This is a genomic window from Sideroxydans lithotrophicus ES-1, assembly GCF_000025705.1.
Taxonomy (GTDB): domain Bacteria; phylum Pseudomonadota; class Gammaproteobacteria; order Burkholderiales; family Gallionellaceae; genus Sideroxyarcus; species Sideroxyarcus lithotrophicus.
The window spans coordinates 1,677,261-1,692,060 of record NC_013959.1; the positions used below are offsets into that span (position 1 = coordinate 1,677,261).

Sequence of the window (14,800 nt, forward strand, 5' to 3'; positions counted from 1 at the left end):
TTCATATCCGGCATAAACAAGTCTGCCTGACCCGCACCTGCGGCGCGCTTCGGCATTCTACTATCTCCGTTATCAAAACACTCACAAGATGGTTGTAGTCGCCAGCGCTATCCTCTATCCTTGCGGCCAGTTGCTATTCATTATTTATCATGTCCATCAGCATCAAAACCCCGCAGGAAATCGAAAAGATGCGCATTGCCGGACGTTTGGCCGGCGAGGTGCTGGATTACATCGCGCCTTTCGTGAAAGCAGGCGTTACTACCGACGAACTCGACAAACTGTGCCATGACTACACGGTGAACGTGCAGGGCGGCATCCCTGCCCCGCTCAATTATGCACCGGGCGGACACACCCCCTATCCGAAATCCATTTGCACATCGATCAACCATCAGGTCTGTCACGGCATACCCAGCGACAAAAAATTGAAAAACGGCGACATCGTGAACATAGATGTCACGCCGATCAAGGACGGCTATCACGGCGATTCCAGCCGCATGTATTACGTTGGCGAACCGTCCATCCAGGCCAGACGATTGTGCGAAGTGGCCTATGAATCGATGTGGCGCGGCATCCGCATGGTCAAGCCAGGTGCGCATCTCGGCGACATCGGACACGCCATCCAGACCTTTGTCGAAGGCATGGGTTACAGCGTGGTGCGGGAATTCTGCGGCCACGGCATCGGCAGCAAATTCCACGAAGAACCGCAAGTGCTGCACTATGGCAGACCCCATACGGGCGTCAAACTCGAGGCCGGCATGATCTTCACCATCGAACCGATGGTCAATGCGGGAAAAGCTGGCATCAAACAGCTGGGCGACGGCTGGACGGTGGTGACCAAAGATCACAGCCTGTCCGCGCAGTGGGAACATACCATTCTGGTCACCGAGACCGGTTATGAAGTGCTGACCCTGTCTGCAGGATCGCCGCCAATTCCCGCATAGACTCCTCTGCCGCGATGTCCATAGCAGAAATACGTGACAGTCTGCGCAATGCCCGTCGCGCGCTTCAGGAAGACTACATCGCCCATCCTCACCCCGCCCGTTATCTGCGCGCCCACGCAAAACTGGTTGATGAACATCTGCGCCTGGTATGGAAGCTGCTCGGCCTGCCCCGCAACCTTGCTTTGGTCGCCGTGGGCGGATATGGCCGGGCCGAGCTGTTTCCGAAGTCGGACATCGACCTGCTGATCCTGCTGCCGCAGCAGCCGGACGAGCCATTGCAGCATCGCCTGCAGGAACTGGTCGGAAAACTATGGGACATGGGACTGGAAGTCGGCCACAGCGTGCGCACCATCGGCGACTGCATGTCGGAAGCGTCGGATGTGACGGTGCAAACCAATCTGATGGAGGCACGCCATATCACAGGCAACCGCGCCCTGTTCGTGGAGATGCGCGAAACCCTGGCAACGCACCTGAGCCGCCGCGCCTTCTATCTCGCCAAGGTACAGGAGCAGGAACAGCGGCATACCCGTTTTGTGGACACCGACTACAACCTGGAACCCAATCTGAAAGAAAGTCCCGGCGGACTGCGCGATCTGCAGACGGTGCTATGGATCTCGCGTGCATGCGGATTTGGCCATACCTGGCAGGCGCTGGCCCTGGCCGACCTCATCACCCCCACCGAAGCGCGCCAGATCGCACACCATGAACACCTGCTCCAGGATCTGCGCATCCGCCTGCATTACCTTTCCGGTCGCCACGACGATCGCCTGGTGTTCGAGTACCAGACCGCGCTTGCCGGGCAGCTCGGCATCTCCGCAAGTGCGCAACGCCGTGCCAGCGAACACTTGATGCAACATTACTACCGCACCAAGCGGGCCGTGCTGCAGCTCAATGCCGTACTACTGCAAACAATGAGAGCACGCATCTTCCCTGCTACCGAGACCTACCCATTGAACGAGCGCTTCGTCGCGCGCGACGACAAACTGGAAGCACGCGATGAAGCACTGTTTGAAAAAGAACCCTCCGCCATTCTGGAGAGTTTCCTGCTGCTGGAACAGCATCCGCGCCTGACCGGATTCTCCGCCCAGACCTTGCGTGCACTGTGGAGGGCACGCAAATCCATCGGTTCGGCATTCCGCAAAGACCCGCACAATCGCAGCTTGTTCATGGAGATATTCCGCCAGCCGCAAGGCCTGACCCATGCGCTCAGGCGCATGAACCAGCAGGACATCCTCGGACGCTATCTCCCGCCCTTCGGGCGCATCGTTGGACAGATGCAACACGACCTGTTCCATGTTTATACCGTGGATGAACACATCCTGATGGTGGTGCGCAACCTGCGCCGCTTCACCTTGGCGCAATATGCACACGAATACCCGCTGTGCAGCAAGCTCATCCACGATTTCGCGCGGCCCGAAGTGCTGTATATCGCTGGCATCTTCCATGACATCGCCAAAGGGCGCGGCGGCGACCACGCCACACTTGGACGCGTCGATGCAGCGCGCTTCTGCAGACTGCACGGAATGATGCGCGAAGACACCGATCTCGTCGTGTGGCTGGTCGAACATCACCTCACCATGTCGGCCACCGCGCAGAAACAGGATCTTTCCGACCAGGACGTGATCGCCGCTTTTGCCGCCAAGATCAAGAACGAACGCTATCTCGCCGCCCTCTATCTGCTGACCGTGGCCGACATACGCGGCACCAGCGCGAAAGTGTGGAACGCATGGAAAGCCCAGTTGCTTGAAAGTCTCTACCACACGACCCGGCGCTTCCTCACCAGCGGCAAGGTCGCCGACCAGGTAGGAGAGGTTCGCCGTCTCGCCACCGAGACGCTGAGCCTGTATGCCATCGGCCCGGAAGTCTATGAACTGCTGTGGGCCCAGTTCGATGCGGACTATTTCCTGCGCCATGAACCGCACGAGATTGCCTGGCATACCCGCTTGCTGGCGCACCGGGTGAACAGCGACACACCCATCGTCAAGGCGCGGCTTAGCCGCATCGGCGAAGGACTGCAGGTAATGGTGTATACCCAGGACAAGCCGTTCCTGTTCGCGCGCATCTGCAATTTCTTCGCACGCATGTCCTACAACATCATGGAAGCCAAGGTGCACACCACACAGCACGGTTATGCGCTGGACAGCTTCCAGGTGATGGATGCAAACAATGAGAAGACCATATACCGCGACGTGATGAACTACATCGAATACGAACTGGCACAGCAACTGGCCAGCGAGGCGCCGCTGGCTGCACCGAATGTCGGCAGGGTCAGCCGCCAGCTCAAGCATTTCCCTATCGTGCCGCAAGTCGACATCTCGCAGGACGAAAAAGGAAGACACATCCTGTCCGTCGTCGCCGGCGACCGGCCCGGCCTGCTGGCGCGCATCGCTTACCTGCTGGCGAAGCACAACATCGAACTGAGTACTGCCAAGATCAACACCCTGGGTTCGCGTGCGGAAGACACTTTCTGGATCAATGGCGATGCATTGGAGCGACCTCAGGAAGTCGCAGATTTGCGCGAAGCCTTGCAGTTGCAGCTCGCATGAACATGATCCCAGCCCGGCCCTGGAAACTTGGTTGCCGCCAAACCGACCGGAATTTAACGGATAATTAACAATCGTGCGGCAAATAATCTGGTCTAATTGAGTTGTGACGTTTACCCGCAAATCATATTCCACTCAAGATGGAAGAAGCATGAAAGATTCGTCACAAAAAATCGGTGGATCAGGTATTCACACTTGCAGACAGCTTCTTGCCATATCGGCAGCCATGTTCATGGCAAGCTTTTCCGCCCAGGCCGTCGAAATCGACACTTTCGAATTCAATGGCTACATGCGCGGGGGTGCATATCTCAGTCCTGCAGGTACGCCCCGCGGAGGCTACACGTTGGGCGGCGACACCCAGAAGTTCCGGCTTGGCAATGAAGGCGATAACGGCATCGAATTCGGTATCGGAAAGACCTTCGATGTCGGCAACGGCATGAAATGGGGCGTGCAATACATGCCATCGGTATGGAACGGGAAATATGCCACCGCACAGGGCTTTGCGACGATGTCGGGACTGGATTTCGCGCCGGAAGCAACCTTTTGGGCCGGGCAGCGCCGGCTGCGCATACAGGATGTGCATATCGTCGATTATTATCTGATGGATTACGGCGACAATACCGGCGCAGGCATGACTGGCTACAATCTTGGCTACGCCAAGCTGGGGGTGGGCGTATTCACCGGGGGCACCCTCGACAACAATACTGCTGCAACCAGCAACGCCCGCCGCATCAATGTGGACCTGTCGGAAATTCAATCTAATGCCGGCGGCACACTGCGAATCCTGGCTACACTGGTGAACGGAAGTTTTCAGATGGGAAGATCCGGCACAGGGCTGTCGCTCTCCCATAACCAGTCCGATTTCCTGGTGAACGGGCTCACCAATACCATTTTTCTGCAAAGTGCATCCGGCCATGCCGGATTGAACGGTCAGTTCCAGGGATTGGGAGACGTCGCAACTGGCAGCATCGAACAGCCCGGAATGCAAAGCATGCGCATCGCAGAGACCGTCACCTGGCAAAGCGGTGCGTTCGGTGGACAGGCATTGATAGCCCATCAGTCTGCAAAAATCGATGGCGGCATCAATAATGGCCTGAGCACACGCGACTTCTCTTTGGGGGGGCGCATGTCTTATGCAACCAGCCGAAACTTCAAATGGCTGGTGGAAGCTGGCACGACCTCACGCAGGATCGACGGACAAGCCCCCCAGTATCTGCACAAATTCACCTTGGCACCGACACTGGCACTGGCGCCTGAGTTCTGGTCGCGTCCGGAAATGCGTTTTTATGTCACGCGCGCAAACTGGAACAGCTCAGCTGCAGCAGCCAATTCGGGGGTTGGAGGTTTTGCTGTCGGGGGGCGTACATCGATAACGCTTACTGGCATACAGATAGAGACGTGGTGGTAGCATCTGCCCGGGCTGCCATCATCCGGCCATTTGGTTGCGCGAGGTATACATAAAAGCAATTACGAAATCCGCTCGATACCTGACCGGAACTGGTTGCAAGGAAACTCAAGGCATGCGTTACATCACTACACTGACACGTTCCATATCACTGGCTATGCTGCTGGCATTTGTCCCTGTGATAGCAAATGCAGGGGAGGTCTTGCGTGTATTGGCTTGGCCGGGTTATGCCGATGCCGATCTGGTACAGGTCTTCGAACAGCGTTACCGGGTCAAAGTTGAAGTGACCACGATCAGTTCAGATGACGTCATGTGGCAGCGCCTGTCGGCTGGGCAAGGCAGGGATTTCGATGTGTTCGCCGTCAATACGGCAGAACTTCAGCGTTACATCGACAATGGGATCAGCGTTCCTGTCGTACCTGCCGACATTCCCAATACCGCGAAGCAGTTGAAACGATTCAGCGACCTTGCCGCAATTCCCGGCATTACCCGCAACGGTGCAGTGTATGCCATTCCCTATACCTATTCCGAGATGGGGCTGATCTATGACCGCAAGTCCTTCAAGACTCCGCCCGACACTTTCTCGGCTTTGTGGGACAAGCGCTATAAAGGTCGCGTATTGGCCTACCAGGCCAGCGAACACAACTTTTCGCTGGCTGCGATGGTGCTGGGCCTGAAAAATCCTTTCCGCATCCCCGCTGCCGATTTCAAACGGGTCAGCCGCCACCTGATCGCATTGCGGCGCAATGTCCTGACGTTCTATAGCTCGCCCGAGGAAGCTACGGAGCTATTCATGCGCAATCACGTAGCCTTGCTGTTTGCCAACTATGGGACGCAACAGCTGGATATGCTGAAAAAGGCCGGCGCAGACATCGGTTATGTCATTCCCAAAGAAGGTGCTCTTGCCTGGCTTGATTGCTGGTCGATCACGCACGGCGCCAAAAACCGCAAGCTGGCTGAAGCCTGGATCAATTACACGCTGGAAATGCCGGTCAGCCATGCGTTAACTGAACGACAGGGATTGTCCAATACGTTGGAGGTACCGTCTACAGTGCATGACAGCGACAAGATCCTTTGGTTGCAGCGCGTGGAAGACGTTGGCAGGCGCGCTGCAATATGGGAGAAAATCATCTCCGGCACACTGCCGGAAAAGTTCTAGCGCATGACAATACCAGCAACCCGACAAGTTGGGATCATGAGGTTCGGCATCGCTCTCAAGCTAACTGCCATGCTGGCCGCATTCTGTATATTGGCTATCGGACTCACCGGTTATTACACCTACCATGCCACGCGTGAGATTCTGGTCAACAAGGCCAGTCAGGATATCGTGCTATCGACACGCATCATGGGACGGCGCTTTTCGATGGCGGCAGACGATGTCGCCAAAGATGCGCTTTTCTTTGCGGGGATGCCAGGCATCCGCTATGTCATCGGCAGCGGACGTGCAGCAGAAATCGCGCGGCAGAACCTGGCCGAGCAATTCAGAAGCATGCTCTCGGAGCATCCCACTTATTACCAGATTCGCTTCATCAGCGCGCAAAACAACGGCATCGAACTGGTCAGGGTAGATCGCGACAGCAACGGTTACAAAATCGTCAGAGGCCAGGATTTGCAGGAAAAGATGCAATTCCCGTATGTATATGAATCCCTCAGGTTGGCAGCAGGGCAAGTTCATTACTCCAACATCTTCATCAACCGCGAGATCGGCGCGCATGTCGGCCTCAACAAGCCCACGCTGCAAGTCGCGACGCCGGTACAAAGTGCCGATGGACGGACCCTCGGCGTGCTCGTGATCAATGTCGACCTGAACCGGATTTTTGCGCTGCTGAAAGCCGACCTGCGCAGCGAATACCAGCTCTATCTCGCCAACCAGGCTGGAGATTTCCTGATACATCCTGACAATTCCATGACCTTCGGCTTCGATTACGGTCGGCGTTTTCTGGTGCAGGACACCTTCAAGCCGGTAGCCGCACTCATAAACGAGATCAGCGAGGCAGTAGCGGTGCACTCGAATTCCGTCGACGAAAAGAGCGATGTGGTCGGAGGGTTTGTGCGCATTCCATTCGGCGACGAGCGGGCGCAGAGTTTCGTCATCATAGGCATGACGGTTCCGCTGGATATCGTGCTTGCCGAAACCGATGCCATGGTCAGGAATAGTGTCCGCATCGCGATAGGCATGAGCCTTGCGGCCATCGTCATGTCCATATTGGTCGCCATGCTGTTTTCCAGGCCGCTCAAGCGACTGGTGAGAGTTGTGCAAAGGTTCTCGGATACGCGGGAACTGACTCCGGAAACCATACATAACCACGATGAGATCGGGGTACTGGCACAAAGCATCTACCAGATGCAGGAGAATATTCTGGATCATCTGGGAGAACTCAACATACAGAATGAAATACTGCAGCAAGAGATCCACGAGCGCGAACAGATGGAAAGATACGAACAGTTTCGCAGCCAATCGCTGGAGTTACTTGCGGGTGACAATTCCATACTCAGCATACTGAAGGCTATCGTACAGGGTGTCGAGAGGCTCAATCCCGGGATGCTTTGCAGCATATTGCTGCTGGACAAGGACGGCAAACATCTGGGCAAAGGGATAGCCCCCAGCCTGCCTGACTTCTATAACACAGCGATCGAAGGTGTCGAGATCGGCTTGGGTGTAGGCTCCTGTGGAACAGCCGCATACACCAAAGAACGTATCATCGTTGAAGACATTCAAACACATCCCTACTGGGCCCTGTACAAAGAGCTCGCGGCAAAGGCCGGATTGGGTTCGTGCTGGTCACAGCCGATCCTGTCCTCGACGGATCAAGTGCTGGGCACCTTTGCCATCTACCACCATCAGGCTTACACACCGACCGAATCCGACATACAGCTCATCGAACAGTCCGCCCGCCTGGCCAGTATCGCTATCGAGCGCAAGCGCTCCGAAGAGGCGCTGCATTACAGCGAAAAGCGTTTCCGCGATGTGAATGATGCGGCCGGTGAATATGTGTGGGAAATGGGTACCGACATGGTTTACACCTATGTATCCAATCGATCCGTCGATGTTAAGGGATACGTGCCAGACGAGTTGCTCGGTCATACCCCGATGGAATTCATGCCTGTGGAAGACATTCCGCATGTGAGAGAAATCGTCAATCGCGCGATCGCCAGCAATACGTCATTCAAGTTGCAACACCGCGACATCACCAAATCCGGCACATTGTTATGGGAAGAAGTGAACGGTGTCCCTTTCTTCGACGAGCACGGAGAGCTCATGGGCCTGCGCGGTACCGGGATGAACATCACCGATCGCAAACGGGCTGAAGAGGAGATCAAGAGTCTTGCGTTCTATGACCCGCTGACCCACCTGCCCAATCGGCGGCTCCTCGTCGATCGGCTGCAGCATGCATTGGCTTCCAGTACACGAAGTGGACGTGAAGGCGCATTGCTGTTCATCGATCTGGACAATTTCAAGACCCTCAACGACACTCTTGGCCACGATATAGGCGACCTGCTGTTGCAGCAAGTTGCACTACGCCTGGCTTCCTGTGTACGCGAAGGAGACACCGTGGCACGTCTGGGCGGGGACGAATTCGTGGTGATGCTGGAGGAACTCAGCGAACAGACGCTTGAAGCAGCCGCTCAGACAGAATCCATCGGTGAGAAGATCCTGCTTACCCTCAACCAGCCCTACCTGCTTGCGGCACATGAGTACAGGAACTCGCCCAGCATCGGCGCCACCCTGTTCGGCAACAAGCCTCAGTCGATAGAAGAACTTTTGAAACAGGCTGATATCGCCATGTACCAGGCCAAGAAGGCAGGACGCAATACGCTGCGCTTCTTTGACCCGCAGATGCAGGAAACCGTCATTGCTCGTGCCTTGCTGGAGCGCGAGTTAAGCAAGGCGCTTGAGAATGACCAATTCCAGCTGTATTACCAGATCCAGATGACCGACCTGAATGAACCGTTTGGTGCAGAAGCATTGATTCGCTGGATCCATCCGGAGCGCGGACTGATACCGCCCAATCATTTCATTCCGCTGGCAGAAGAAGTTGGATTGATCCTGCCCATCGGCCTGTGGGTACTCGATACTGCCTGCAACCAGATCAAGATATGGGAAAAGAACGCATCGACTCGCGAGCTGGTACTGGCGGTTAATGTGAGCGCCAGAAGTTTCTTCCAGGATGATTTTGTCACCCAGATACAAACTGTCCTGCAACGTCATGCAATCAACCCAAAGCGGCTCAAACTCGAGATCACCGAAAGCATGATGCTCAACAGTATCGAACAGACCATCGAGAAGATGAATGCCCTGAAAAAGCTGGGTGTTCAATTCGCGATGGATGACTTCGGCACCGGCTATTCATCGCTGCAATATCTCAAACGATTGCCGCTGGACCAGCTCAAGATCGACCAGTCGTTCGTTCGGGACATCGCCACCGATAGCAGCGACAAAGCGATTGTGACAACCATCGTCGCCATGGCGCACAGCCTGAATCTCGATGTCATCGCCGAGGGAGTAGAAACGGAACAGCAACGGCAACTCCTCATCGAGAGCGGCTGCAGCCAGTACCAGGGCTACCTGTTCGGCAAACCCGCGCCGATCAGGCAATTCGAAGAATCACTGAAGCCGGGCTTGCGGCAAGCCAACGTCACTTATGACATTTAGTCCAGTAGTGAATGTCGAATCAGCCATCTGGCACACGTCGACTGAGGCAGCATCCTGAAGTAATTCATTGATGCGTTGTCCACAAAAGTCAGCCATGCCGCCCCTTGTAGCAGTGTGCCGCAGCATGCACGACTTCCGAATAGGGAATCTCCTCCAGCTCGCCCCACTTCAGCAGTGCGCCTTCCAGCAGCGCATCGACATTCCCCACTTCCTCGCCGTCATCCAGCACGTACTGCAGCCCCTTCAATCCCCCGCATTGCACTCGCATTTCCTGTGCATGCGAAAGTACAACGTCATCCCGCACCGTCCCCAGCGCAAAGGCAAAACCATGCCGCAGGCGATCGTGCAATTCAGTACAACGGGAAAGGCTATCCGCATCCCGGCAGGTGACCAGTTCGCGCTCGGCGATCTGGACCCGATCCGAACGGTCGCACCCGACACAACGGCTCAGCAAGGACTTTTCGAACGTACAGGGACGCTCGACCGCCTCGGATAGTTTTCTCCGGAAGGCAGTCTCGTCCATGACAGTTAATCGTCCCCCAGTTCCGGGGCCGGATCGCGCACCTGATTGAGCAGATCCTCGGCATGCAGCTCCGATTCGGCATGGATCATCTTGATCAAAGAAGGGGAGCCCACGGCAAGTTCAATCCGCAATTGCTTGACTCTCGCCGATGCATCCCGATATTGGTCATGTTGCTCCAGCTTCTTCAATTGCCTGAAGGGGAACTCGGTCACTTGAAAAATGTAATAGGGCATGGCTTCCTCGTTTTATCCAGGCCAGGATGCACGCTGCATCAGGTACCCGGGCGTTTCATGAATGTGACGACGTTGGAGCCGGGAGCATTTTTGGTGGCACAACTGCCTTCCCCTGCTCCAGCGAGTTGTTCGGCTTCGTGCAACAGGTTGATGACATCCACATAATGCTTCTGTTTCACCATCATCAGCGCAGTGTAGCCGCCCTCGTTGCGTGCCAGGACATCCGCGCCTGCCTGCAGGAGAGCCTCGACCACTGCGGTCTCGCCGTATCCCGCTGCCAGCATCAACGGCCGCACACCATAACCGATAGCCGCCTCGATGTTGGCCCCGGCATCGATCAAAGTCTGCACGACATCTGCAAAGCCGCGCTTCGATTCCGGGTTGTACACTGCCTTGGCCAACGGGGCCCAACCGCGTTCGTCGCAGGCATTGACGTCTGCCCCCTCTTCGATCAACAGCTTCACCATGGACAGATCGCCGGCATGGGCAGCCAGCATCAGCAACGTGGCATTTTCAGCGTCCCGTGTACCGACATCGGCCCCATCCTTCAGCATCCGCTTCACCGTAGCCGCATCGCCGGCCTTTACGAACTCAATCAATTCATTGGACATACGAACCTCCACTGGCAATTTATTTCTTGACCGTGTCCTGCAAGGCAAGCCGGATTGCTTCCGGTGCCTTCATGATGCTCATGAAGCTGTTGCTTCCCATCATGCTGAGATCTGGAAAATCGATGGCAATGCGGAAACGCGCATACAGGGCATAGACCTTGCTGCCCGAAACCAGCACTTCATAGGGCAAATGCGCGGTGGATTTCACGTCGCGGAAGTCGATCGCTTTCATGATGAACTGGTCGTCCATATATTTCTTGTCGCCCTCGCCTTTCATGGCCACGCCGAACACGGTTTCCTGTTTGCCGGGCACGTCGACGCGATAGACCTTGGATACGCCGTTCTTGTTGCTTGAAAGTTTCGCATCAACGGCCTGAACCGCCTCTTCATAACTGCCGTATTCGGCCAGCACGCTGGGCTCGTTGAAATATTCCATGCCGAAAGTGTAGTGGTACTTGCGCGCCTGCTTCGCCGTCATGCCTTCCGCGCCGAACTCCTCCACTTTGCCCAATGCCGTTGCCAATGTGGATGCCACATTGCCCAGATCGCTCTGCATGCGGTAAACGTTCGCCATGTATACCGGGTTTGTATAACCCACTTGCACTTCCTTGCCGACCTCGGTGATCGATACACGCTGGATCGCGCCATAGCCGCCGAACTCGGAAGCTGCGGCATTCTTCTTCAATTCATCATTGGTCACGACGATGATGTCGGCTCCGCCATAAGGCGCATATTCGCCGACCACGGTGAAACCGGCTGTCGTCAATGCTGACTTCACTTGCGCGGACTTCTCAGCCACTGTTCCTGCGCCCTTTGAAGCCAACACGAACGGCTTGAGCTTCACATCATCAGCCCGGGCAACACTTGTCACGACCATCAGCAACACAGCAAGCAACATATTTATAATTTTCATCATTCATCTCCCTATTTTGGTTGGCACTACAGGTGAACCATCAAAACGACCTAGTTGACCATCTCTACAAACACACGCGTCTTGGGCAGGCCGCGCCCAAGAAAGAATTGCTCGGCGACCCCCAATGCCGATTCGGGACCTGCGAGATAGATATCTCCCTGCAACACCCCGCTATCATTTTCTACAATACCTTTGAGCTGGTGTAGCAACGAGGTTTCCCGTTTGCCGCTTACTGCGCGCAGATCGAATCCCGCCACCAGTTCTGCGTAGTGAAAATTATCCAGCGCATCATCCCAGGCCCGTGCCACATTCGGTATGTAGATATGCGCCTTGCTCGAACCGATCCAGTACAGATGGATGGACTCTGCATCGAGCGACATGGCATGTTCTATCAGGCTTTTGATGGGTGCGAATCCGCCGTCGAAGGCAAAGAAATATAACGGACGAGGAGATTTTTCGTGCAGGATGAACTCCCCTTGCGGCCCCTCGATCTCGACGGATTCGTTTTGCCCGAGATGCTCGAACACATAATCCGAGAACAGGTTGCCGGAATGGCGGCGCAGATGAAACAGCACATTGCGATCATCGCAGGGGCAGCTGGCGATAGGCAGATCCGCACTGAACGATTGTCCGACGCGCAAAGTAACGCGCTGTCCGGCGAGGAAACGCAGACGCTGGGTACGCGGGGTTTGCAGATGCAGCAGGATCATGTCCTCGCTGATGTCCCCCTTTGCCTTCACTTTGGCGGTTATCTGTTGGAAGGGGATGTCCTGCACACTGCCGGCTACCGGTGCTTCGATCACGACATCGCTGACCGCCGTGTTGCTGCACAGCAGGATATAACCCTGGTCCTTTTCGGCATCTGGAATGACAAAATCGTGGTGGCGTGTCTTCTTGACTTCACCCGATACGAGCCTGGCCTTGCACAGACCGCAATTACCCCCGCTGCACCCGTAACTGAGCGGTATGCCGGAACGCATCGCGGCTTCGAGCAATGTATCCTGACCTTCCACCAGAAAATCATGCCTGCTCGGCAATATCGTGACCTGTGCCGTCATGACATGCAGCATGCTGTCCTTGATCGCCAGCGGGTTGCTGAATCCGGGTTCCATCGCCAGGGCCACCTCCTGTTTGATCCACGCCTTCAGCTTATCCATCGTCTCATGAGTCAAAGGGCTGTCTTTCTCTTCGATCTCGATGAGTTTGTCCCACAAGCCGGCCAGCAGGACATTGAATTTCTTGACCTGGGCCTGACTGATGTCCAGTGTCTTGCTCAGTTCGGTTATGCGTGCAGCCAGTACTTCCGCATCGGGCAGCGCGCGTTCGAACACGCGTTTGCCAAAGGCTTTTTCCTTGATCTGGGTGACACGCCTGAATTCGGCTATATCTTCCAGTTGCGCATCCGGATAACAGGCCAACAGCCCCTCGACGGACACCATCCCATCGAAGGAAAGCAGCTCGCCGTTCTTTATCTTCTTTTGCAAGGCGGTCCGGGTGACCCCTACCAATCTTGCGGCCCGTGTCAGACTCAGCGTATCGCTCATGCAATCACCCTGTGCCCCTCTGCTGCCCCATCAGGAACGGATCACGGAAAATCGCTCACGTACCGGGATGGAACCAGGCCAGCTTGTCGCGCAACGTCACCACGCCACCGACGATGATGAGTGTAGGTGCCTGCGGTTTCTCGCGCTCGGCGATGGCAGGCAGCGTCGCCAAAGTGCCGGTGATGACGCGCTGGTTCTGCGTCGTGCCCTGTTGCACGATGGCGATCGGTGTCGTGTCCGGCATGCCGTGTTTGATGAGTTCGGAACAAAGCGTTTCCAGACCATGCAAGCCCATGTAGACCACCACGGTCTGCCGGGGTCGTGCGAGCGCACCCCAGTCCAGGTTCATCGTGCCGTCTTTCAGATGGCCGGTGACGAACATGCAGGATTGGGCATGGTCACGATGGGTCAGCGGAATGCCGGCATAGGATGCCACACCCGAAGCTGCAGTGATGCCTGGCACCACCTGGAATGGAATACCTTCCGCTGCCAGCGTCTCGATCTCCTCGCCGCCGCGGCCGAAGATGAACGGATCGCCGCCCTTGAGGCGCAACACGCGCTTGCCTTCCTTGGCCAGCCGTACCAGCAGTTCGTTGATCTCTTCCTGGCGCAAGGTATGGTCGTCGCGCTTCTTGCCCACGTAGATGCGCTCCGCGTCGCGTCGCGCCATCTCGACGATGGGCTTGGATACAAGGTTGTCGTATACCACCACATCGGCCTTCTGCATCAGGCGCAACGCACGGAAAGTGAGCAAGTCCGGATCGCCGGGACCAGCTCCGACCAGATAGACCTCACCACGCTGGATGTTGTCTTCGCTGGCCAGCATTTGTTGCAGCATCGCTTCTGCACTCGGCTCATCGCCGGTCAGCACCTTTTCGGCGACCACCCCTTCCAGCGCGTTCTCCCAGAAGATGCGCCGCTTGGCCGGGTTGGTGACGCGCAGCTTGACCTGTTCGCGAAAACGCTCGGCAAAGGCTGCCAGTCGGCTGTAGTTCTGCGGAATGATCGTCTCCAGTTTGCCGCGCATCATGCGCGTCAGCACCGGCGAAGCACCGCCGCTGGAGAAAGCGATCATCAGCGGCGAGCGGTCGAGGATGGCGGGCATGATGAAACTGCACAGCTCCGGGTCGTCGACCACGTTCACCGGGATATTGCGCGCATGCGCCAGTTCGGACACCTGCTTGTTCACGCTGCGGTCGTTGGTCGCGGCGATGATCAGGGTCACGCCATCGAGGTGCGATGCTTCGAAACGCGCAACGACCGCTTGAACATCATGCAGCTGTGCCAGCGCCGGATCGATCTCGGGTGCGACCACGCGCACTTTCGCCCCCGCCTCCAGCAGCACGCCCGCCTTGCGTTTGGCAACCTCACCTCCGCCGACGATCAGGCAAAGACGACCTTTGACGTTATGAAATACCGGCAGGAAATCCACG

The 14,800-nt window shown here is 56.3% G+C and carries 11 protein-coding genes; 5 read left to right on the forward strand and 6 right to left on the reverse strand.

Going from position 1 to position 14,800, the window contains the following annotated elements; genetic code table 11:
* Positions 1–149 precede the first annotated feature (149 nt).
* From map to SLIT_RS15215, 5 genes are all read left to right on the forward strand, one after another.
* The gene (gene map / locus SLIT_RS08310) at positions 150–941 is read left to right on the forward strand and encodes a type I methionyl aminopeptidase (protein ID WP_013029793.1); all 792 of its coding nucleotides are present in this window, start codon (positions 150–152) and stop codon (positions 939–941) included.
* Positions 942–955: 14 nt separating this feature from the next.
* Positions 956–3,487, forward strand: a complete 2,532-nt coding sequence (locus SLIT_RS08315; RefSeq protein WP_013029794.1) for a [protein-PII] uridylyltransferase — start codon at positions 956–958, stop codon at positions 3,485–3,487.
* Positions 3,488–3,716: 229 nt separating this feature from the next.
* On the forward strand, positions 3,717–4,892 hold the full coding sequence (locus tag SLIT_RS08320; protein WP_150102979.1) for a carbohydrate porin: 1,176 nt from the start codon (positions 3,717–3,719) through the stop codon (positions 4,890–4,892).
* Positions 4,893–5,004: 112 nt separating this feature from the next.
* Positions 5,005–6,048 carry an extracellular solute-binding protein gene (locus tag SLIT_RS08325; protein ID WP_013029796.1) on the forward strand — a complete coding sequence of 348 codons (1,044 nt, stop codon included), beginning with the start codon at positions 5,005–5,007 and terminating at the stop codon, positions 6,046–6,048.
* 36 nt (positions 6,049–6,084) lie between these two features.
* On the forward strand, positions 6,085–9,543 hold the full coding sequence (locus SLIT_RS15215) for an EAL domain-containing protein (protein ID WP_013029797.1): 3,459 nt from the start codon (positions 6,085–6,087) through the stop codon (positions 9,541–9,543).
* 88 nt (positions 9,544–9,631) lie between these two features.
* Here the strand turns inward: SLIT_RS15215 and SLIT_RS08335 are convergent, their stop codons facing one another.
* Genes SLIT_RS08335 through cysG form a run of 6 tightly spaced genes read right to left on the reverse strand, consistent with a single transcriptional unit; the run spans position 9,632 to position 14,799 of the window.
* The gene (locus tag SLIT_RS08335; RefSeq protein ID WP_013029798.1) at positions 9,632–10,066 is read right to left on the reverse strand and encodes a hypothetical protein; all 435 of its coding nucleotides are present in this window, start codon (positions 10,064–10,066) and stop codon (positions 9,632–9,634) included.
* Between the two features lie 5 nt (positions 10,067–10,071).
* Complete coding sequence (locus SLIT_RS08340) at positions 10,072–10,299, reverse strand: hypothetical protein (protein ID WP_013029799.1); 228 nt, start codon at positions 10,297–10,299, stop codon at positions 10,072–10,074.
* Positions 10,300–10,337: 38 nt separating this feature from the next.
* The gene (locus SLIT_RS08345) at positions 10,338–10,910 is read right to left on the reverse strand and encodes an ankyrin repeat domain-containing protein (RefSeq protein WP_013029800.1); all 573 of its coding nucleotides are present in this window, start codon (positions 10,908–10,910) and stop codon (positions 10,338–10,340) included.
* Between the two features lie 19 nt (positions 10,911–10,929).
* On the reverse strand, positions 10,930–11,826 hold the full coding sequence (locus SLIT_RS08350; protein WP_150102980.1) for a hypothetical protein: 897 nt from the start codon (positions 11,824–11,826) through the stop codon (positions 10,930–10,932).
* Between the two features lie 47 nt (positions 11,827–11,873).
* Positions 11,874–13,367 carry a 2Fe-2S iron-sulfur cluster-binding protein gene (locus SLIT_RS08355; RefSeq protein WP_013029802.1) on the reverse strand — a complete coding sequence of 498 codons (1,494 nt, stop codon included), beginning with the start codon at positions 13,365–13,367 and terminating at the stop codon, positions 11,874–11,876.
* 55 nt (positions 13,368–13,422) lie between these two features.
* Positions 13,423–14,799, reverse strand: coding sequence for a siroheme synthase CysG (gene cysG / locus SLIT_RS08360; RefSeq protein ID WP_013029803.1), 1,377 nt, complete (start codon positions 14,797–14,799; stop codon positions 13,423–13,425).
* Position 14,800: the final 1 nt, after the last annotated feature.